At 72.8% G+C, this 20,629-nt stretch carries 20 protein-coding genes; 10 read left to right on the top strand and 10 right to left on the bottom strand.

Going from position 1 to position 20,629, the window contains the following annotated elements:
- Positions 1-11: 11 nt before the first annotated feature.
- Together ligD and ACZ4UB_RS14995 are read left to right on the top strand one after the other, a co-directional pair.
- Positions 12-1,031: a non-homologous end-joining DNA ligase gene (gene ligD / locus ACZ4UB_RS15000; protein WP_468070459.1), complete on the top strand. Its 1,020-nt coding sequence runs from the start codon at positions 12-14 to the stop codon at positions 1,029-1,031.
- Positions 1,032-1,133: 102 nt separating this feature from the next.
- On the top strand, positions 1,134-1,391 hold the full coding sequence (locus ACZ4UB_RS14995; RefSeq protein ID WP_385772264.1) for a WhiB family transcriptional regulator: 258 nt from the start codon (positions 1,134-1,136) through the stop codon (positions 1,389-1,391).
- 117 nt (positions 1,392-1,508) lie between these two features.
- Here the strand turns inward: ACZ4UB_RS14995 and ACZ4UB_RS14990 are convergent, their stop codons facing one another.
- From ACZ4UB_RS14990 to ssgD, 5 genes are all read right to left on the bottom strand, one after another.
- A complete protein-coding gene (locus ACZ4UB_RS14990) occupies positions 1,509-2,480 on the bottom strand; it encodes an acyl-ACP desaturase (RefSeq protein ID WP_468070458.1) in 972 nt (323 codons plus the stop codon).
- A 155-nt stretch (positions 2,481-2,635) separates the two neighbouring features.
- The gene (locus tag ACZ4UB_RS14985; protein ID WP_354380832.1) at positions 2,636-2,854 is read right to left on the bottom strand and encodes a hypothetical protein; all 219 of its coding nucleotides are present in this window, start codon (positions 2,852-2,854) and stop codon (positions 2,636-2,638) included.
- Between the two features lie 159 nt (positions 2,855-3,013).
- Positions 3,014-3,865, bottom strand: coding sequence for a helix-turn-helix domain-containing protein (locus ACZ4UB_RS14980; RefSeq protein WP_468070457.1), 852 nt, complete (start codon positions 3,863-3,865; stop codon positions 3,014-3,016).
- Between the two features lie 252 nt (positions 3,866-4,117).
- Entirely contained in the window at positions 4,118-5,764 is a 1,647-nt protein-coding gene (locus tag ACZ4UB_RS14975; RefSeq protein ID WP_468070456.1) for an ABC-F family ATP-binding cassette domain-containing protein, read from the bottom strand.
- A gap of 225 nt (positions 5,765-5,989) precedes the next feature.
- The gene (gene ssgD / locus ACZ4UB_RS14970; protein WP_354380835.1) at positions 5,990-6,406 is read right to left on the bottom strand and encodes a spore wall synthesis regulator SsgD; all 417 of its coding nucleotides are present in this window, start codon (positions 6,404-6,406) and stop codon (positions 5,990-5,992) included.
- Between the two features lie 346 nt (positions 6,407-6,752).
- On the opposite strand from ssgD, the gene ACZ4UB_RS14965 reads away from it, so the two are divergent.
- On the top strand, positions 6,753-7,871 hold the full coding sequence (locus ACZ4UB_RS14965) for a WD40/YVTN/BNR-like repeat-containing protein (RefSeq protein ID WP_468070611.1): 1,119 nt from the start codon (positions 6,753-6,755) through the stop codon (positions 7,869-7,871).
- Between the two features lie 57 nt (positions 7,872-7,928).
- Here the strand turns inward: ACZ4UB_RS14965 and ACZ4UB_RS14960 are convergent, their stop codons facing one another.
- A complete protein-coding gene (locus ACZ4UB_RS14960) occupies positions 7,929-8,228 on the bottom strand; it encodes a YciI family protein (RefSeq protein ID WP_468070455.1) in 300 nt (99 codons plus the stop codon).
- 25 nt (positions 8,229-8,253) lie between these two features.
- On the opposite strand from ACZ4UB_RS14960, the gene ACZ4UB_RS14955 reads away from it, so the two are divergent.
- Complete coding sequence (locus ACZ4UB_RS14955) at positions 8,254-8,931, top strand: endonuclease V (RefSeq protein ID WP_354380837.1); 678 nt, start codon at positions 8,254-8,256, stop codon at positions 8,929-8,931.
- 43 nt (positions 8,932-8,974) lie between these two features.
- Here ACZ4UB_RS14955 and ACZ4UB_RS14950 read toward each other — a convergent pair whose 3' ends face one another.
- Positions 8,975-10,213 (bottom strand): saccharopine dehydrogenase family protein, encoded by a 1,239-nt coding sequence (locus ACZ4UB_RS14950; RefSeq protein WP_468070454.1) that lies wholly within the window; start codon positions 10,211-10,213, stop codon positions 8,975-8,977.
- A 95-nt stretch (positions 10,214-10,308) separates the two neighbouring features.
- On the opposite strand from ACZ4UB_RS14950, the gene ACZ4UB_RS14945 reads away from it, so the two are divergent.
- From ACZ4UB_RS14945 to ACZ4UB_RS14925, 5 genes are all read left to right on the top strand, one after another.
- On the top strand, positions 10,309-10,719 hold the full coding sequence (locus ACZ4UB_RS14945) for an MmcQ/YjbR family DNA-binding protein (RefSeq protein WP_468070453.1): 411 nt from the start codon (positions 10,309-10,311) through the stop codon (positions 10,717-10,719).
- Between the two features lie 136 nt (positions 10,720-10,855).
- The gene (locus ACZ4UB_RS14940; RefSeq protein ID WP_468070452.1) at positions 10,856-11,983 is read left to right on the top strand and encodes a CaiB/BaiF CoA transferase family protein; all 1,128 of its coding nucleotides are present in this window, start codon (positions 10,856-10,858) and stop codon (positions 11,981-11,983) included.
- A gap of 6 nt (positions 11,984-11,989) precedes the next feature.
- Complete coding sequence (locus ACZ4UB_RS14935) at positions 11,990-13,132, top strand: acyl-CoA dehydrogenase family protein (RefSeq protein WP_468070451.1); 1,143 nt, start codon at positions 11,990-11,992, stop codon at positions 13,130-13,132.
- Positions 13,133-13,183: 51 nt separating this feature from the next.
- Positions 13,184-14,398, top strand: a complete 1,215-nt coding sequence (locus tag ACZ4UB_RS14930; RefSeq protein WP_354380842.1) for an acetyl-CoA C-acetyltransferase — start codon at positions 13,184-13,186, stop codon at positions 14,396-14,398.
- Between the two features lie 48 nt (positions 14,399-14,446).
- Positions 14,447-16,618, top strand: a complete 2,172-nt coding sequence (locus ACZ4UB_RS14925; RefSeq protein ID WP_468070450.1) for a 3-hydroxyacyl-CoA dehydrogenase NAD-binding domain-containing protein — start codon at positions 14,447-14,449, stop codon at positions 16,616-16,618.
- Positions 16,619-16,686: 68 nt separating this feature from the next.
- Here ACZ4UB_RS14925 and ACZ4UB_RS14920 read toward each other — a convergent pair whose 3' ends face one another.
- Both ACZ4UB_RS14920 and ACZ4UB_RS14915 read right to left on the bottom strand, forming a co-directional pair.
- Positions 16,687-17,328: a maltokinase N-terminal cap-like domain-containing protein gene (locus ACZ4UB_RS14920; protein WP_468070449.1), complete on the bottom strand. Its 642-nt coding sequence runs from the start codon at positions 17,326-17,328 to the stop codon at positions 16,687-16,689.
- 60 nt (positions 17,329-17,388) lie between these two features.
- Positions 17,389-18,120, bottom strand: coding sequence for a MerR family transcriptional regulator (locus ACZ4UB_RS14915; RefSeq protein WP_354380845.1), 732 nt, complete (start codon positions 18,118-18,120; stop codon positions 17,389-17,391).
- 111 nt (positions 18,121-18,231) lie between these two features.
- Here ACZ4UB_RS14915 and ACZ4UB_RS14910 point away from each other — a divergent pair, with 111 nt between their 5' ends.
- A complete protein-coding gene (locus tag ACZ4UB_RS14910; RefSeq protein WP_468070448.1) occupies positions 18,232-20,064 on the top strand; it encodes an AMP-dependent synthetase/ligase in 1,833 nt (610 codons plus the stop codon).
- A gap of 9 nt (positions 20,065-20,073) precedes the next feature.
- On the opposite strand, the gene ACZ4UB_RS14905 is transcribed toward ACZ4UB_RS14910, so the two are convergent.
- Positions 20,074-20,343, bottom strand: a complete 270-nt coding sequence (locus ACZ4UB_RS14905; protein ID WP_354380847.1) for a hypothetical protein — start codon at positions 20,341-20,343, stop codon at positions 20,074-20,076.
- Positions 20,344-20,629 lie beyond the last annotated feature (286 nt).

The raw sequence follows: 20,629 nt of genomic DNA, 5'->3' as shown, positions 1-20,629 counted from the left end.
CCGTGGCGCACATGGGTGCTGCGGGCAAGGCGATCGAGTTGGAAGCGGGCGGGCGGGCCGTACGGCTGTCGAGCCCGGACAAGATCTACTTTCCCGAGCGCGGCCTGACCAAGCTGGACGTCGCCCAGTACTACCTGGCCGTGGCGGAGGGCATCACCCGCGCCCTGCGCGACCGGCCGACGACCCTGGAGCGCTTCCCGGACGGGGTGGACGGCGAGTCCTTCTTCCAGAAGCGCGCGCCGAAGAACCTGCCCGAGTGGATCCCGACCGCCCACATCGCCTTCCCCAGCGGGCGGACGGCCGACGAGATCTGCCCGACCGAGCCGGCCGCCGTGCTCTGGGCCGCGAACCTCGGCTGCCTGACCTTCCACCCGTGGCCGGTGCGACGCGCGGACACCGACCGTCCCGACGAGCTGCGCATCGACCTCGACCCGCAACCGGGGACGGATTACCACCATGCGGTGGCGGCGGCCCACGAGCTGCGCGCGCTGCTGGAAGAGCTGGGCCTGCGCGGCTGGCCCAAGACCTCGGGCGGCCGGGGCCTGCACGTCTTCGTGCCGATCGCACCCCGCTGGACCTTCACCGAGGTCCGGCGCTGCGCGATCGCGCTCGGCCGGGAGCTGGAGCGCCGGATGCCCGGCAAGGTCACCACGGCCTGGTGGAAGGAGGAGCGGGGCGAGCGGATCTTCTTCGACTACAACCAGACCGCGCGCGACCGCACCATCGCCTCGGCCTACTCCGTCCGCCCCCGCCCCCACGCCCCGGTCTCCGCGCCCCTGCGCTGGGACGAGGTGGACGCGGTCGAGCCGCGGGACTTCGACATCGTGACGATGCCGAAGCGCTTCGCCGAGCTGGGCGACGTCCACGCGGACATGGACGACCACGCCTTCGGCCTGGAAGCGGTCCTGGCCCTGGCGGAGCGCGACGAGCACGAGCGCGGCATGGGCGACATGCCCTACCCGCCGGACTATCCGAAGATGCCGGGCGAACCGAAGCGGGTCCAACCGAGCCGCGCCCGGCACGAGGACTGAGGCGCCCCGATGGGGGCGCCGCCCGGTGCGATCAACGACGCCGTGCGGCCGTGTTGATCGGTCGTTGATCGGACGTACATCCGGCGCGGTGAGTATCTGCGCATGTCGATGAACACGAGCGAACGCACGGCGACGGCGACGACGGACGTCTCCTGGTACGAACTGGCACTCTGCGCGCAGACCGGCCCCGGCTTCTTCTTCCCGGAGCCCGGGTCCTCCCTGCGGGACGCGAAGCGACTGTGCGGAGCGTGCGAGGGGCGGGTCGCCTGCCTGGAGTACGCCCTGGCCAACGACGAGCGCTTCGGCGTCTGGGGCGGTCTCTCGGAGGGCGAACGCCACGCCCTGCGCCCGCGCGGTTGACGCGTCGGCCCGGCCGCCCCGCTCACGAACGCGGCGGTCCCCCGGCGGAGCTGGGCTCCGCCGGGGGACCGCCGTCACACTTCACACGGCGCGGGACCGGGCCCCGACCGCCGGCCCTCAGGCCTTGCGGGCCGCGATGCGCGCCGCGCGGGCGGCGAGGCGCTCGTCGAACTTGCGGGCCTCGGAGTCCAGGCCGTCCATGTACATGCCCAGCTCGTCCTGGGCCTGCTGGCCGTCGGGGCCGAGGCCGTCGATCTCCATGACCTTGAGGAAGCGGAGCACCGGGCTCAGCACGTCGTCGTGGTGGATGCGCATGTTGTAGATGCCGCCGATGGCCATCTGCGCCGCGGCCCGCTCGAAGCCCGGCATGCCGTGCCCCGGCATCCGGAAGTTGACGACCACGTCGCGCACGGCCTGCATCGTCAGGTCCGGGGCCAGCTCGAAGGCGGAGCCGAGCAGGTTGCGGTAGAAGATCATGTGCAGGTTCTCGTCGGCCGCGATGCGGGCGAGCATCCGGTCGCAGACGGGGTCGCCCGACTGGTGGCCGGTGTTGCGGTGCGAGATGCGGGTGGCCAGCTCCTGGAAGGCGACGTACGCCACCGAGTGCAGCATCGAGTGCCGGTTGTCGGACTCGAAGCCCTCCGACATGTGCATCATCCGGAACGCTTCGAGCTGGTCCGGGTCCACCGCGCGGGACGCGAGCAGGTAGTCGCGCATCACGATGCCGTGGCGCCCCTCCTCCGCGGTCCAGCGGTGCACCCAGGTGCCCCAGGCGCCGTTGCGACCGAAGAGGGAAGCGATCTCGTGGTGGTAGCTGGGGAGGTTGTCCTCGGTGAGGAGGTTGACCACCAGCGCCGTGCGGCCGATGTCGGTGACCTTGGACTGGCCGACCGCCCACTCCTCGCCGTCCTCGAAGAACCCCGGGAAATTGCGCCCGTCGCTCCAAGGAACGTACTCGTGGGGCATCCAGTCCTTGGTCACCTTCAGGTGACGGTTGAGCTCTTTCTCCACCACCTCTTCCAGCGCGAACAGCAGCTTGGCGTCGGTCCACGCCTCCGAGCTGCCGAGGTGGGGAGAGGTGATCGTCACGGGTGCTCCTGGGGACAAAGCGAATACCTACGGTTCCGTAGCCTACGAACCCGTAGGTTAAGCGCGGCATCAAGAGGAACCAAGCCCCACCCCTGGGGGTGCCTGGTTACGTCCGGTTATGTATGCAGTTCTAGGCGCCGCCGGGACGCGCAAAGTCACACCAGAAGGTGATCCGCGGCACCCCCCTTGACCGCCGTGATCAGCGCGCGGAGCGCTTCCGTGGAGTCCGAGACGTAGGCGGCGGAGCCGGTCGTGCCGATGTAGGCCCTGCCGTCGGCGTCCCGGCCGAAGCGGAAGCAGTTCGCGCCCTCGCTGCAGAAGGCGCGGTCCCAGTCGATGGCGGGGGCGGTGGCCGTGGTGGTCGTCGCGCTCATGTCGTCCTTCTTCCGGTGTCCGTGGGGTTCGTGTCCGTGGTGTCCGCGTCCGTGGTGTTCGCGTCCGTGGTGGTTCGTGGTGTGCGTGGCGTCCTGTGGTGTTCCCTCGGAGCGCACACGGGTCCCGCGTGCGGCGGGTTCACTGTTTCCCCGCGGGCCTCACAGGTCCCGCGCGATCGCGCGGATGGCATCGCGCGAGGCGCTCACGCTCAGCGACAGGCCGCGCAGCCGCTCCAGCAGCCTCCGGTAGCGCAGCAGCTCCTCCTGCGAGTCCAGGAGCGCCGACCCGTGCGCGCTGTCGAGCTGCACGGTGTCCAGCTGGCTCATCGTCGCCGCCGCGTAGGTGAACGACTGGCCCGCGCCGGGCAGGCCGCCCGCCGTGAAGGGGATCACCCGGATCGTCGCGCGCTCGCGCTCCGACTCCGCCAGGATGTGCTCCAGTTGCGCCCGGGCCGCCCCCGGCCCGCCGAACTGCATGCGCAGTGCCGCCTCGTGCACCACCGCTTCGTAGGTCGGGGGCCGCTCGCGCGCGAAGATCCGCCGCCGGCCCATGCGCAGCGCCAGTCGGGCCCGCACCTCGGCCGCCGGGAGCGGCGGGTCGGCGGTTTCGAAGACCGCCCGCGCGTGGGCCTCGGTCTGCAACAGGCCGGGTATGTGCGCGGTCACGGCCGTGTGCAACTCGACGCTGTGGTGCTCCAGTTCGCAGATGTCGAGCAGCCCCTGCGGGAGCTGGGCGCGATGCTCCTCCCACCATCCCTTGTCGCGCTCCTGGGTCATCCCCGCGAGCAGGTCCACGAGCGCGGCGTCGGGGCAGGCGTAGTGGTGGGCCAGCGTGCGGACCCGCTCCGCGGTGATGCCGAGCCGGCCGGACTCGATGTTCGGGATGCGGGTGCGGTCGACCCCCAGCAGCGCCGCGGCCTGCTGCACGGTCGTGCCCGACCGCTCGCGGAGTCTGCGCAGCTCGGCGCCCAGGCGCTGCTGGCGGGCGGTCGGCGTGCTCCTCGGTGGCATGGCGCGGTTCCCCTCTCGTGGAATGCCCTGAGAAAGCGGTAGGCGGTCATGCGACTGGTGGCACTGTGCACCTACGTACGCTACGTTCAGTAGTGCAATTGTCACACGCGGCGACCTCCCGGTGCCGGAGGACTCCCTCGGAAGGCTCGGCGGTACGACGACGCGCGCCCGGCACCCCGCCCCCGAAGGGGGGAGCACCGGGCGCGTCGACGGGTGGGGCGGGTCGGCCCCGCCCGGTCCCCCGGGTGCCGCTCAGTCCTGCCACATGGACTCGCGGACCTCCCGCGCCGTGGTCGGGCGCAGTGCGTCGTCGAGCAGCAGCCAGCGGGTGATGCCGATCGATTCCAGGAACGGCACGTCGTGACTGGCCACGATGAGCGCCCCCTCGTAGGAATCCAACGCCTCCGTCAACTGCCGTACGCTCGCCAGGTCCAGGTTGTTCGTCGGCTCGTCCAGCATCAGTAGCTGCGGAGCCGGTTCGGCCAGGAGCAGCGCCGCGAGCGCCGCACGGAAGCGCTCGCCGCCCGACAGGGTGCCGGCGGCCCGGTCCGCCCGGGCGCCGCGGAAGAGGAAGTGCGCGAGCCGCGCCCGGATCCCGTTGTTCGTGGCCTGCGGCGCGAACCGCGCCACGTTCTCCACCACCGAGAGCCCGTCGTCGAGGACGTCGAGCCGCTGCGGCAGGAAGCGCGCCGGTACGTGCACCGCCGCCTCCCCGGCCACCGGCGGGACCAGCCCGGCCACCGTGCGCAGCAGGGTGGTCTTGCCCGAGCCGTTGCGTCCGACCAGGGCGATCCGCTCCGGCCCGCGCAGTTCCCACGCCTCCGGGACGGCCGGCGAGGCCGCGTGCGCCAGGTGCAGGCCGCGCAGGGTCAGCACGCCGCGCCCGGGCGGGACCAGGGTGGCGGGCAGCTCGATGCGGATCTCGTCGTCGTCGCGCACCGCCTCCACCGCCTGGTCGAGCCGTTCGCGCGCCTGCGCGAGCTTCTCGGTGTGCATGATGCGGTGCTTGCCCGCGGACACCTGGGCCTGTCGCTTCCGCTCGCCCATCACGATCTTGGGCTCGCGCTTGGTGTCGTTCATCTTCTGGCCGTACCGCTTGCGGCGGGCCAACTTGACGTGGGCGTCGGACAGTTCGCGCTTCTGGCGCTGTACGTCGGCCTCGGCGACCCGGACCAGCCGCTCGGCGGTCTCCTGTTCGGCGGCCAGCACCTCCTCGTACGCGCTGAAGTTGCCGCCGTACCAGCGGACCTCGCCCTCGCGCAGTTCGGCGATCTGGTCCACCCGGTCCAGCAGTTCCCGGTCGTGGCTGACCAGGACCAGGACGCCGGTCCAGGAGTCGACGGCGGCGTAGAGCCGGCGTCGGGCCCGCAGGTCGAGGTCGTTGGTGGGTTCGTCGAGCAGTAGGACGTCCGGCCGCGCGATCAGCAGGGCCGCCAGTCGCAGCAGCACGGACTCGCCGCCGGACAGCTCGCCGACCGTGCGGTCGAGGCCGATCCGGCCCAGCCCCAGCTGGTCGAGGGTGGCGGTCGCCCGCTCCTCCACGTCCCAGTCGTCGCCGACCGCGGTGAAGTTGGCCTCGGTGGCCTCGCCCGCCTCGATGGCGTGCAGGGCGGTGCGGACCGCGGCGATTCCGAGCGCCTCGTCCACGCGCAGCGTGGTGTCGAGGGTGACTCCCTGGGGGAGGTGGCCGACCGTGCCGGCGACGGCGATCTGGCCGTCGCCCGCGGTCAGTTCACCCGCGATCAGTTTGAGCAGGGTGGACTTGCCCGAGCCGTTGAGGCCGATCAGGCCGGTGCGGCCGGGGCCGACGGCGAGCTGGAGCCCGTCGAAGACGGGGGTCCCGTCGGGCCAGTCGAAGGACAGGGCGGAACACGTGACGAACGTAGGGGCATGGCTCATGGAGGCCTCCAGGTTGCGTGAATGGTGCAGTGCAACGCGGGGAGACAGCCGACGACGAGCGCTCCTGACGAAGGGCTTGGGGGGTCGGTGTCTCGGACCTCAGAAGAGCAATGTCCTACTCCGTTTCGGCGGCAATGGGGCGTCTACGAAGCTACGGGGGGCCCAGGCCGCCCGCAAACGGTTTTCGCCGACCGGAGCCGAGCCGCCGGCATCCGGCGGTCGACGTCAACAGGAGTCGCGCATCAGCTCGGCCAGGCTGTGGTCCACGTCCAGGTACAGGTGTTCCAGCCCCGGCGGGACCACGGCCGCGGCCCGCTCCAGGAAGCGGCGCAGCTCGGCGGCGGCCATCAGGACGATGGCGACGCCCTCCGGAGCGTGGAACTCCACCACGGTCCTGCCCGATCCGTACGGCCGCACCCGCACGTCGCCGTGGCCGCAGGGACGGTCCAGGCCCGCCTCCAGCAGCTCGCGGGCGAAGGTCCACGACACCTCGATGCCTTCGAGGGTCGCCGGAGCGGGGAAGGCCATGCGGACGGCGAAGGGATCCGAGCGGTCGTAATGGAAGGTGACGGGGACGGTCTCGACCTTCGGCGCTGCGGCGACCAGACGGGCCTGCACGGCCTGCTCGATGATGGTGATCAAGGCTCGCTCCCTTGCGGCGATCGGTTGCCGGACTGTGGCTGGGGCCCGGCATCCGGATAGACGCGGGAAATCGCGAATCCGTGCATGCGCGGAAGGAGTGAGCTGTGTCACCGAATGGCCGGAACGCCGTCGTGTGATCGTACGGTCCGTCGGCAGTGGTCATGGGGCACAAGGGAAAGTGGTGGGTCCGGAGGTCTGTGCGGTGGTTCAACTAAGGCCGGATCTCGCTCACTCCGCGAGCGCAACCGATCACTCGTGTTGCCGTACGGGCACCCTCCGTGAGGGTGTGGCGAGGCGCCCTGGACGGCCACCGCGGGGTGCGTTAGCTTCCGGCGCCATGAGACTTCTGGCAGTTGGCATGTGCGCGGCAGCCCTGGTCGGGGCGTTGGCCGCTCCCGCCCAGGCGCGGACCACCCCCTTACCCGGCCCGTCGGCCACCCCACCCGGCCCGTCGGCCGCCCTCGCGTCCGGGTCCCCTTCCGGTCTGGAGTGGTCCCTCAAGGCCACCGCCACGGACGCCCGGTTCCGCGGGCTGGCCGCGGTGGACCGCTCGACGGCCTGGGTGTCCGGATCCCAGGGCAAGGTGCTGCGCACCGTGGACGGCGGGCGCGGCTGGGCGGACGTCTCGCCGCCCGGCGCCGCCGGCCTGGAGCTGCGCGACATCGAGGCCTTCGACGCGCGGCGCGCGGTCGCCCTCTCCATCGGCGAGGGCCAGGACTCCCGGATCTGGCGGACCGAGGACGGCGGGGCCAGCTGGACCGAGACCTTCCGCAACCCCGACCCCCGCGCCTTCTACGACTGCCTGACCTTCTTCGACCCCGCCCACGGGCTGGCCGTGAGCGACCCGGTGGACGGGAAGTTCCGGATCCTGTCCACGGCGGACGGCGGCCGCAGCTGGCGGGTGCTGGCGAACACCGGGATGCCGGACGCGCTGCCCGGCGAGGCCGGGTTCGCCGCGAGCGGGCAGTGCCTGGTCAGCTCGGGCCCGGCCGACGTGTGGCTGGCCACCGGCGGCGGCGCGCAGGCGCGCGTGCTGCACTCGGCCGACCGCGGGCTGACCTGGAGCGCGGCCGATTCCACCGTGCCCGCGGGCGACCCCGCCAAGGGGGTCTTCGGGCTCGCCTTCCGCGACCGCGGGCACGGCCTCGCGGTGGGCGGCGACTACCGCACCGGCCAGGCGTCCCCGCGGGCCGGGGCGCTCTCCGCCGACGCGGGCCGCACCTGGCGGCCGGCCGGCGCGGCGCCGCCCGCCTACCGCTCCGGGGTGGCCTGGGTCCCGTACACGGCGACCGTGGCCCTCGCGGTCGGGCCGACGGGTACGGACGTCACGCTCGACGCGGGTCGCAGCTGGCGGCCGCTGGCCACGGGTTCCTTCGACACCGTCGACTGCACCGCGGACCTGGCGTGCTGGGCGGCGGGGGAGAAGGGCCGGGTCGCCCGGTTGGAACCGGGCGACCGCGAGTAGCGCGGCAACCGGTGGCGGCTGCCGGCCGCCACCGGGCGGGTCCCCGAAAGAGACGACCTAGGAGAGCGGAGCCTCGCGGACCGCGGCCAGGTCGGCCGAGGTCCTGGTCGCGATGAACTCGGTGATCCGGTAGGCGCAGACGCCCGCCACCGTGAAGGGGTCCTCGGCGGCGATCTTCTCGATCTCGGCCCGGGACACCCCGCCCGCCAGGATCACACCGCCCTCGCGCGGCACCTTGCGGCCCGAGGCGAGGAAGACGCCCGAGGCGTAGTAGCCGCCCAACCACGCGATGTGCGCGTCCATGTGCTCTTCGACGGCTTCGAGGGGCGCGGTGTAGGTCAACTCCATTACGAACATGATCGCCAGGCTACTCTCGCACCTCATGACGAGTGTGAAGACCCCCGCGGACGAGGCCGAGGCCCGGGCGATACAGGACCGACTGCGCCACCAGGTCGTGCTCACCGAGGCCGGACCGCCGGTCGGGCAGGGCCTGGTGACCGGTGTCGACGTGGCCTACGACGACGAGCGCGACCTGGTCGCCGCGGCGGCCGTCGTCCTGGACGCGCGCACGCTGGAGGTCGTCGAGGAGGCGACCGCCGTGGGGCACGTGAGCTTCCCCTACGTCCCGGGCCTGCTCGCCTTCCGGGAACTGCCCACCGTCCTGGCCGCCCTGGACGCGCTGACCTCGCCCCCCGGGCTGGTCGTCTGCGACGGCTACGGGCTGGCGCACCCGCGCGGCTTCGGGCTCGCCTGCCACCTCGGCGTGGTCACGGGACTGGCGACCCTCGGCGTCGCGAAGAATCCCTTCACCTTCACCTACGAGGAACCGGGCGCCAGGAGGGGCGACTTCTCCCCGCTCCTGGCCGCCGACGGCTCCGTGGTCGGCCGGGCGCTGCGCACGCAGGACGGGATCAAGCCCGTGTACGTCTCGGTGGGCCACCGGGTCTCCCTCGACAACGCGGCCGCGCACACCCTGGCCCTGAGCCCGCGCTTCCGGATCCCCGAGACCACCCGGCACGCCGACTCCCTCTGCCGCCGGGCCCTGCGCGAGGCCGGCTGAGACTCCCCGGGCGCGCGCCCCGGGCGCCCGCCCGCGCGGGGGATCACACCGCGCGCTCGTCCACCACCCGGAAGCGGATCCCCGCCTTCTGGAGCCGTTCCAGCAGCGCGTCGCCCATCGCGACCGCCGTGGTCACCTGCCCGGAGGTCGCCGGGAGCCGGTCGTACGCCAGGCACAGCGCGGACTCCCCGAGCATCTTGGCCGTCTCCCCGTAGCCGGGGTCGCCGCCCGAGACCTCCGTGAACACCCGCCGCCCGCCGCCCTCGCCCACGAAGCGGACCGTGAACCAACTGCGCGCCCTGCGCTCGGCGTCCGGGCCGCGCCCCGGCTCCCACAGCCCGCCGAGCCACTGCCGCACGGGCGGGATCTGGGCCAGGGCGACCGTGGCCCCGACCGCGCCCGCACCGGCCGCCGCGATCGGCAGGTGCCGCACGGAGGCGTAGTGCCGGTAGCGGAAGTCCGGACCGTACCGCTCCAGGGCGGCGGCCGAGCGGGCCACCACCCGCGGGTCCAAGGTGGGCAGCGGCAGGGCCCAGGTGCCGGTCTCCCGGCTGTAGCGGGGTGCCCCGATCGGGCCCCGCGCCCGGCGGCCCACCGTCCGCGGTTCGTGCAGCCGGCGCTCCCGCGCGGCGGCCAGCGTCTGCGGCCCGCGCCCGAAGGCGCCGAGCGCCGAGGCCAGTGTGCCGCCGGAGAAGGAGGCCTGCGTGCGCAGGAACCCGTCCACGGTCAGCGGTACGCCCTCGGGCAGCTGACGGACGGTGAAGTACGCGCCGAGGTCCGCCGGGATGGAGTCGAAACCGCAGGCGTGCACGATCCGGGCGCCGCTCTCCCGGGCCCGCGCGTCGTGCGCGACGTACATCCGGTCCACGAACTCCGGCTCCCCGGTGAGGTCCAGGTAATCGGTGCCGCTCTCGGCGCAGGCGGCGACCAGCTCCGCGCCGTGGTGCACGTACGGGCCCACCGTGGTGGCCAGCACCCGCGTGGTGGCGGCGAGCTCGCGCACCGCCCGCGGATCGGCGGCGTCCGCGCGCAGCAGCGGCAGCTCCGCGCAGCGGGGGTCGAGGGCGGTGAGCCGGTCGCGGAGCCGTTCGAGTTTGGCGGGGTCCCGTCCCGCGAGCGCCCACCGGCACCCGGCCGGCGCGTGCGCGGCGAGGTACTCGGCGGTCAGGGCGCCCACGAAGCCGGTGGCTCCGAAGAGCACCAGGTCGTAGGCGCGCCCGCTCCGCTGGTCCTGATGCTCCGACGGCTGTGGCGCGTTCTGATCGCTGTTCCGGCTGTTCATCACCGCTCCTCCCGACTGCTGATGGTCGCCGAGGCTAGCGTGGGGATCGACTGTCCGTGCGAGCAGGTGGGACCTGCGGTGAAGGGGAGGCGTCGATGAAGGCTGCGGTACGCACGTGGGAAGCAGTGCGGGAGTTCGCCCTCGGGCTGCCGGAGGCCCGGGAGGACCATCCCTGGGATCCGGAGCGCGCCGTGGCGAAGATCAACGGCAAGGTCTTCGTCTTCCTGGGCAACGCCGACGGCCCCGAGCCGCCCGCCCTCTCGGTCAAGCTGAAGGACGAGGCGCTGCACGCCCACGCGATGACCGCGCCCGGCGCCGCGCCCACCGGCTACGGGCTGGGCCGCTCGGGCTGGGTCACCGTACCGCTGGGGCGGCAGGGATCGCCGAGCGCCGAGGTGGTCTGCGAGTGGGTCGAGGAGAGCTACCGGACCGTGGCCCTCAAGCGGCACGTGAAGGCGCTCGACGAACGCTCGGGGGCGGCTGACGGCGCGGGGGCCGCGGGGTAGGAAGGGGGAGCGCGAGCGGCTAAGCGCTTGCTCGGTCGACCGCTCCAAGGGGTTGTGCTGAGCCGTGCCCGTTCCTAGCATCACTGGTGTTACATCAGTTGTGTCACACAGGGGTACCACGGATGCTGGGGGCTCGATGGCAGTGACAGGGAACGGCCCGCTGACCGGAGTGCGCGTCGTCGAGCTGGCGGGCATCGGCCCGGGACCGTTCGCCGCCATGCTCCTCGCCGATCTCGGCGCGGACGTCGTCCGCGTGGACCGGCCCGGCGGGGGCGGCCTGGCCGTCGACCCCGCCTACGACGTCACCAACCGCAACAAGCGCTCGGTCCTGCTGGACCTCAAGTCCGCCGACGGCCCCGCCCGCGTCCTGGACCTGGTCCAGCGGGCCGACGTGCTCATCGAGGGGTTCCGTCCCGGGGTCGCGGAGCGGCTCGGCGTCGGCCCGGCCGAGTGCCACGCCCGCAACCCCCGGCTGGTGTACGGCCGGATGACCGGCTGGGGCCAGGAGGGCCCGCTCGCCCACAGCGCCGGCCACGACATCGCCTACATCGCGGTCACCGGCGCCCTCGGCATGATCGGCGCCCCGGACGGGCCGCCCGCGGTCCCCGCCAACCTGGTCGGCGACTACGCGGGCGGCTCGCTCTACCTGGTCATCGGCGTCCTCGCCGCCCTCCAGCACGCGCGCACCACCGGCACCGGCCAGGTCGTCGACGCGGCCATCGTCGACGGCACCGCGCACCTCACGTCGATGATCCACGGGATGATGGCGGCCGGAGGCTGGCAGGACCGGCGCGGGGCCAACCTGCTCGACGGCGGTTGCCCCTTCTACGGGACGTACGAGACCGCCGACGGCGGCTACATGGCCGTCGGGGCGCTGGAGCAGCAGTTCTACGACACCTTCACCGACCTGCTCGGCATCAAGGACCAGGCCCCCGCCCGCAAGGACCTGGCCCGCTGGGGCGAGCTGCGGGAGGCCGTCGCCGCCCGGTTCAGGACCCGTACCCGGCAGGAGTGGACCGAGGTGTTCGAGGGGACGGACGCCTGCGTGGCCCCCGTGCTGTCGCTGCGCGAGGCCCCGGCCCACCCGCACCTCGCCGCCCGCGGCACCTTCACCGACGTCGGCGGGATCGTCCAGCCGGCCCCCGCACCCCGTTTCTCCGCCACCCCCGCCGCCGTGCGCGGCGGCCCCGCCCTGCCGGGCGCGCACACCGCATCCGTGGCCCGCGACTGGGACGTCCCGGCCCTGTACCCGCTGGAGGACTGAGAACCCGTGAAGCGCCGGATCTTCGAGCCCGAGCACGAGACGTTCCGCGAGAGCGTGCGCACCTTCCTCGCCAAGGAGGTGCTGCCGCACTACGAGCAGTGGGAGAAGGAGGGCATCGTCAGCCGCGAGGCCTGGCGGGCCGCGGGACGCCAGGGGCTGCTGGGCCTCGCGGTGCCCGAGGAGTTCGGCGGCGGCGGGAACCCCGACTTCCGCTACGCGGCGGTCATCGCCGAGGAGTTCACCCGGGCGGGCGCCGCCGGGCTGGCCATCGGCCTGCACAACGACATCATCGGGCCGTACCTGACCTCGCTGGCCACCGACGAGCAGAAGCGCCGCTGGCTGCCCGGCTTCTGCTCGGGCGAGACCATCACGGCCATCGCGATGACCGAACCGGGCGCGGGCTCGGACCTCCAGGGCATCCGCACCCACGCCGAGGACCACGGCGACCACTGGGTGCTGAACGGTTCCAAGACCTTCATCTCCAACGGGATCCTGGCCGACCTCGTGATCGTCGTCGCGAAGACCACCCCCGAGGGCGGGGCGCACGGCCTGTCCCTGCTGGTGGTGGAGCGCGGCGCCGAGGGCTTCGAGCGCGGCCGCAACCTCGACAAGATCGGCCAGAAGGCCCAGGACACCGCGGAGCTCTTCTTCCACGACGTGCGCGTCCCCAAGGGGAACCTGCTCGGCGAGCTGAACGGCGCCTTCGTCCATCTGATGACCAACCTCGCCCAGGAGCGGATGGGCATCGCGATGGCCGGCATCGCCGCCGCCGAGCACCTGCTGGAGATCACCACCGCCTACGTCAAGGAGCGCGAGGCCTTCGGGCGGCCGCTCGCCAAGCTCCAGCACATCCGCTTCGAGATCGCGGAGATGGCGACCGAGTGCGCCGTCACCCGCACCTTCCTCGACCGGTGCATCGTCGACCACGCGAACGGGGAGTTGGACGCCGTCCACGCCTCGATGGCCAAGTGGTGGGCGACCGAACTCCAGAAGCGCGTCGCCGACCGCTGTCTGCAACTGCACGGCGGATACGGATACATGAGTGAGTACCGGGTCGCGCGGGCGTTCGTGGACGGCCGCATCCAGACCATCTACGGCGGCACGACCGAGATCATGAAGGAGATCATCGGCCGTTCCCTGCTCGGCTGACCGGCTCCTCCCCTCCCCGCCCGATCATCGAACCCTCGAAAGGCATGACCAGTGAGCACCGAAGCGTACGTGTACGACGCGATCCGCACCCCGCGCGGCCGCGGCAAGGCCAACGGGGCCCTGCACGGCACCAAGCCGATCGACCTCGTCGTCGGCCTCATCCACGCCCTGCGCGAGCGCAACCCCGGCCTGGACCCGGCGACCATCGACGACATCGTGCTCGGGGTCGTGGGCCCCGTCGGCGACCAGGGCTCGGACATCGCGCGGATCGCGGCCATCGCCGCGGGGCTGCCGGACACGGTGGCCGGCGTACAGGAGAACCGCTTCTGCGCCTCCGGGCTGGAGGCGGTCAACCTGGCCGCCGCGAAGGTCCGTTCGGGTTGGGAGGACCTGGTGCTCGCCGGCGGCGTCGAGTCGATGTCCCGCGTTCCGATGGCGTCCGACGGCGGTGCCTGGTTCAACGACCCGATGACCAACTGGGACACCAACTTCGTTCCGCAGGGCATCGGCGCCGACCTGATCGCCACCCTCGGCGGCTTCTCCCGGCGCGACGTCGACGAGTACGCGGCGCTCTCCCAGGAGCGCGCCGCCGCGGCCATCAAGGACGGCCGCTTCGCCCGGTCCGTGGTCCCGGTCACCGACCGCAACGGCCTCGTCGTCCTGGACCACGACGAGTTCGTCCGCCCCGGCACCACGGCCGACAGCCTCGCGCGGCTCAAGCCGTCCTTCGCGGACATCGGTGAGCTCGGCGGCTTCGACGCCGTCGCCCTGCAGAAGTACCACTGGGTCGAGAAGATCGACCACGTCCACCACGCGGGCAACTCCTCCGGCATCGTCGACGGCGCCTCGCTCGTCGCGATCGGCTCCCGCGAGGCGGGGGAGCGGAACGGACTGGCGCCGCGGGCCCGGATCGTCTCGGCCGCCGTCTCCGGTTCCGAGCCGACCATCATGCTCACCGGACCCGCCCCGGCCACCCGCAAGGCCCTCGCCAAGGCCGGACTGACCATCGACGACATCGACCTCATCGAGATCAACGAGGCCTTCGCGGGCGTCGTCCTGCGCTTCGTCGCGGACATGGGAGTCTCCCTCGACAAGGTCAACGTCAACGGCGGCGCCATCGCGCTCGGGCACCCCCTCGGCGCGACCGGCGCGATGATCCTCGGCACCGTCATCGACGAGCTGGAGCGCCAGGACAAGCGCTACGGGCTCGTCACCCTCTGCGTCGGCGGCGGCATGGGTGTCGCCACCGTCGTCGAGCGCCTCTGACCGTCCCCGTCCCCGGCAGCCCCCCTTTCTCACACGGAAGTAGCGAAAATGAGCGAGTCCACCACGATCCGCTGGGAACAGGACGAGACCGGCGTCGTCACCCTGATCCTCGACGACCCCAACCAGTCCGCCAACACGATGAACCAGGCCTTCAAGGACTCCATCGCGGCGATCGCCGACCGCGCCGAGGCCGAGAAGGACTCCATCCGGGGCATCGTCTTCACCTCCGCCAAGAAGACTTTCTTCGCGGGCGGCGACCTCAAGGAGATGATCCGCCTCCGCCCCGAGGACGCCCAGCTCGCCTTCGACACCGGCACCGCCATCAAGAGCTCCCTGCGGCGGATCGAGACCCTCGGCAAGCCCGTGGTCGCCGCCATCAACGGCGCTGCTCTCGGCGGCGGTTACGAGATCGCCCTCGCCTGCCACCACCGCATCGCCCTCGACGCCCCCGGCTCCAAGATCGGCCTGCCCGAGGTCACCCTGGGCCTGCTCCCCGCGGGCGGTGGCGTCACCCGCACCGTGCGCCTCATGGGCATCACCGACGCGCTCCTCAAGGTGCTGCTCCAGGGCACCCAGTACCCCCCGCGGCGCGCCCTGGACAACGGCCTGGTCCACGAACTGGCCGCCACCCGCGAGGAGATGCTCGACAAGGCCCGGGCCTTCATCGACGCCAACCCGGTCTCGCAGCAGCCCTGGGACGTCCCCGGCTACCGGATCCCGGGCGGTACGCCGTCCCACCCGAAGTTCGCCGCGAACCTCCCGGCGTTCCCGGCGAACCTGAAGAAGCAGCTGAACGGAGCCCCGTACCCGGCCCCGCGCAACATCCTGGCCTGCGCCGTCGAGGGCTCCCAGGTCGACTTCGAGACCGCGCTGACCATCGAGGCCCGCTACTTCACCGAGCTGGTCACCGGACAGACCGCCAAGAACATGATCCAGGCGTTCTTCTTCGACCTCCAGGCCGTCAACTCCGGTGCCAGCCGCCCCCAGGGCGTCGCACCGCGCGAGGTCCGCAAGGTCGCCGTCCTCGGCGCGGGCATGATGGGCGCGGGCATCGCGTACTCCTGCGCCCGCGCGGGCATCGAGGTCGTCCTCAAGGACGTCACCGCCGAGGCCGCCGCCAAGGGCAAGGCCTACTCCGAGAAGCTCCTCGACAAGGCGCTCTCCCGGGGCCGCACCACCGAGGCCAAGCGCGCCGAACTGCTCGCCCGGATCACCCCCACGGCCGACCCCGCCGACCTGGCGGGCTGCGACGCCGTCATCGAGGCCGTCTTCGAGGACACCTCCCTCAAGCACAAGGTGTTCCAGGAGATCCAGGACGTCATCGAGCCCGACGCGCTGCTCTGCTCCAACACCTCCACCCTGCCCATCACGGGCCTGGCCGAAGGGGTTTCGCGCCCCGTCGACTTCATCGGGCTGCACTTCTTCTCGCCCGTCGACAAGATGCCGCTGGTGGAGATCATCAAGGGCGAGCGCACCGGGGACGAGGCCCTGGCCCGTGCCTTCGACCTGGTCCGCCAGATCAACAAGACCCCGATCGTGGTCAACGACTCGCGCGGCTTCTTCACCTCACGGGTGATCGGCCAGTTCATCAACGAGGGCGTCGCGATGGTCGGCGAGGGCATCGAGCCGGCCTCCGTGGAGCAGGCGGCCGCCCAGGCCGGCTACCCCGCGAAGGTGCTCTCCCTGATGGACGAGCTGACCCTGACCCTGCCCCGGAAGATCCGCAACGAGACCCGCAAGGCCTTCGAGGAGGCCGGGCGGAGCTGGGCGGCGCACCCCGCGGACACGGTCATCGACCGGATGGTGGACGAGTTCGGCCGCCCCGGCCGCAGCGGTGGCGCGGGCTTCTACGACTACGACGAGGCGGGCAAGCGGGCCGGCATCTGGCCGGGCCTGCGCGAGCACTTCACGAAGCCGGGCACGGAGATCCCCTTCGTCGACATGCAGGAGCGGATGCTCTTCTCCGAGGCCATCGACACCGTCCGACTCTTCGAGGAAGGCGTGCTGACCTCGGTCGCCGACGCCAACATCGGCTCGATCATGGGCATCGGCTTCCCGGCCTGGACCGGTGGCGTGATCCAGTACATCAACGGGTACGAGGGCGCCCTCCCCGGCTTCGTGGCCCGCGCGCGCGAGCTGGCCGCGGCCTACGGCGAGCGGTTCGCCCCGCCCGCCCTCCTCGTCGGGAAGGCCGAGCGCGGCGAGACCTTCACCGACTGACCGCCCCCACCGTGCCGGGCGCCCCGGCGGTCCAGGAGGACCGTCGGGGCGACGTCGGCGGCCGGGGCTCAGCTCCCGGTGAGGTCCAGCGAGGCGAAGGTGCCGCGGTGGGCGACGCCGTCCGGGGCGGTCCACTCGGCCACCACCCCCGCCGGGTCGGTGTTCTCGCGCAGCACGCGCGTCAGCCCGAGCCGCGCGCCGCCGGGCAGCAGGACCCGGGTGCCCCCGGCGTCCTCGGCGACCTCCGGGACCTGCGAGAGCGGGAAGTCCGCGATCTCCGGGCCGTCGTAGCGCGTGCTCACGGCCGGCTCGGGGACCTCACTGAGGCTCTGGTGCTGCGCCTGCGCGCGGCCCTGGAACAGGGCCAGCAGCCGGTCCACGCACACCGGGTCGTGCGCGCCGTCGTACACCCAGCGCCGCCCGAGCACCCCGTGCTCCGAGGTGCCGATCAGCCCCGCCCCGGCCCCTTCGAGCGGCGCCCCGCGGTAGGTGACCGGCACGTGGTAGGAGATCGGACGCCCGCCCGAGGCGTCGGTGACCACCATGAACTCGATGCCCACCTCGCCCTGCGGATCGTCGAGCCGGAAGCCGCCCGCCCGGAGCAGCTCCGGGGGCCGCCCGCTCGCGGTGTACCAGGGTCGCTCCGGCAGCCATGCGGCGAGGAGCTCCAGCTTGCCGGGGTCCATCGTGGTCCTGTGGATGATCGCCATGGCAGGAAAGCTACCCCGCCGCCACGGCGCCCCCGCACCCGGCCCACCCCCTCCCGCCGGTCACTCGGGCGCGGTGAACGCCGCCCGCAACTCGTCCTTGAGCGAACGCTGAAACGCCGTCACCAGAGCCTGGACCACCATCGGTTGCATGTGGGCGGACAGTGACTTCATCGCCTCGACCCGCTCCGGATCGCTCTCGCCCTGCGTGAAGGGACCCCAGACCTCGTCCCGGAACAGCGCGGTCAGTTCGTGCGCCGCGGTCCGCGCGTGCTCCATCAGCACGGTCCGCGCCGTCATGATCGTCTCGTGCGCGATCGGTACGTCGAGCAGCGCGACCCCGAGCCGCAACAGCCCCGGATCCACCCGGAAGGCGTCCCCGTCCGGCGCCGGCGCCAGCACGTTCATCGCGGTCAGCCGCTGGACGTCGGAGTCCGACAGGGGCCGCCCCACCCGCTTCTCCAACTCCTCGCGCGAGGACTCCAGCGCCGCGTCGGGGGCCCAGGTCGCCACCAGCGCGCGGTGGATCGCCAGATCGTGCGCGCTGAGGTCGTCCGGGAGCGCGTCGAGGTAGCGCTCGATCGCCGACAGGGTCATGCCCTGGTGCTGCAACTCCTCGATCAGGGCCAGCCGGTAGAGGTGTTCCGGCCCGTAGTGGCCGACCCGCCGCGGTCCGATCACGGGAGGGGGCAAAAGCCCGCGCGTGCTGTAGAAACGTACGGTGCGGACGGTCACGCCCGCCCGGGACGCCAGCTCGTCGACGGTGAGCGTGGGCTCGGGCGCCTGGGTGGTCATGGTCTGCGCCTCGCTCTCTGATCAGCACGTTGCATTCGGCTTACGTTCGGCCCGTTCGTGTTCAACAGTATTGCTGTCGCACCAACGATGTGAAACGGCCAGGAGCTGCCCATGACGACGAACCTGCGACTGCCCGGAAGCCCCGACGGGATCACCCTGCCCGCGCTGCTCGCCCGCAACGCCACCGACCACGGCGACCTCCCCGCCCTCTCCTGGCGCGAGGGCCCCGGCTGGACCACCCTCAGCTGGTCCGAGGCGCGCCGCAAGGTGGGCGTCCTCGCCGCCGGCTACGCGGCCCTGGGCGTCGAGCGCGGCGACCACGTCCTGATGATGATGGGCAACCGCCCCGAGCACTGGCTCAGCGACCTCGCCCTCGTCCACCTCGGCGCGGTGCCCGTCACCGTCTACGGGACCTCCGCACCCGCACAGATCGCGCACATCGCCCGGCACAGCCGGGCCCGCCTCGCCGTCGTCGAAGGGGCCGGGGAACTCGCCCGCTGGGAGCCGCTGCTCGCGGACCCGGAGGTCCCCCTGGAACGGCTCGTGGTGGCCGAGGCCGCCGACGCCGGCCCGCACCGGACGTACGGCTCGCTGTTCGCGAGCGGCGCCCGGACCTTCCGCTCCGACGCCTTCGAGAAGGGCTGGCGCCAGGCCCGTCCCGAGGACCCGCTGACCGTCGTCTACACCTCGGGCACCACCGGCGACCCCAAGGGGGTCCGGCTCAGCCACCGCAACCTGATGCTCCAGACGGTCCGCCTCGACCGCCACGTCGAGCTGCCCGAGCACGCCGAGCACATCTGCTACCTGCCCTTCGCGCACATCGCCGAGCGGGTCCTGGGCATCTACCTGCCGCTGCTGCGCGCCGCCCACGTACGGCTGTGCGCCGATCCCACCGCCGTCGCGGGGGCGGTCCGCGAACTGCACCCGGTGCAGTTCTTCGGCGTGCCCCGGGTCTGGGAGAAGCTCGCCGCGTCCGTACGGGCGGTGCTCGCCGGGCTGCCGCCGGAGCAGCGCAGCGCCATCGAGGCGGCCAACGACACCGCCCGGGCCCGCGCGGGCCACCGCGAGCGCGGCGAGGCGGTCCCGCCCGCAGTCGAGGCGGCCTACGCCCTGGCCAAGGAGCGGGTGCTGGACCCCCTGCTGGTCATGGCCGGGCTCGACCGGCTGGTCTGGACGGCCAGCGCCACCGCGCCGATGCCGCTGGACGTGGTCCGGTTCTGGGCGGGCTGGGGCATCACCATCATGGACGCCTGGGGGCTCACCGAGACCTCCGGCGTGTGCACCGTCAACAGCGCCGACGGCTTCCGGCTCGGCTCGGTCGGCCGCCCCATCGAGGGGCTGGAACTGCGGCTCGCCGAGGACGGGGAGATCCTCACCCGCGGCGCCACCGTCTTCAGCGGCTACCTGCGGCCGGACGGGACGGTGGACGGTGCCACCGACGCCGAGGGGTGGTTCCCGACCGGGGACATCGGCCGGATCGACGAGGACGGCTTCCTCTGGCTGACCGACCGCAAGAAGGAACTGATCATCACCTCGAACGGCAAGAACGTCTCGCCCGCCCTGGTGGAGAACACCGTCAAGGAGCACCCGCTGATCGGCCAGGCCCTGGTGCACGGCGACGGCCGGTCCTACCTGGTCGCCCTGCTCGTGCTCGACGCGGAACTGGCCCCCGCCTGGGCCGCCGCCCACGGCATCGCGGCCACCACCCCCGCCGAGCTGGCCGGACACCCGGAGGTCGCGCGGGAGATCGCGCGCGCCGTCGAGGCCGCCAACGCGCGGCTCAACCGCACGGAGCAGATCAAGCGCTACCGGCTGCTCACCGAGGAATGGGGCCCGGAGTCCGGGGAGTTGACCCCGTCGCTGAAACTGCGCCGGCGCGTCGTGCGGGAGAAGTACGGGGCGCTGATCGAGGGCCTGTACGCGGAGCCGCACCAGGCGCCGTAGCCCGCGGGGTCAGCTCCGGCTGGGCGCGCGGTGCAGGAACTCCAGCCGCTGCTGGGCCATTTCGATGTGCCGGGAGTCGAAGGAACGCAGCGCGCGCAGGAACCTGATCAGTTCGGGGGCGGTGTCGAGGGCCGTCTCCTGGTCCCTCAGCTGCGTCCAGCAGTACAGGGCGCCCGCCGCCGCGGCGTGCACCTCCGGCGCGTCGGGGGACTGGCGGGCCAGCCGGATCAGCCCGGCGCTGGTCCACAGCCGGGTCGCGGTCCCGAAGGTCCCCGCCATTCTGGCCAGGTCGGCGCGGATCTCCAGCCAGCGGGTCGCCTCCGGCGACCCGTGCCCCGTCCGCTGGATGACGTGCTCCTCCCACGCCCGTGCGAGCGCGGCGGCCTCGGTGTGCCGGCCGGAGGTCGCCAGCGCGTGGATGTGCGGCCGCGGATCCCGCGCCGACTCCTCACCGGCGCCCTCCTGCCGGGGCGGGGGGGGGGGGGGGGGGGGGGGGGGGGGGGGGGGGGGGGGGGGGGGGGGGGGGGGGGGGGGGGGGGGGGGGGGGGGGGGGGGGGGGGGGGGG

It is taken from the genome of Streptomyces sp. NPDC028419 (assembly GCF_055565515.1).
The sequence above is the reverse complement of the archived record's forward strand: the minus strand, read 5'-3'. Positions and strand labels throughout refer to the sequence as shown.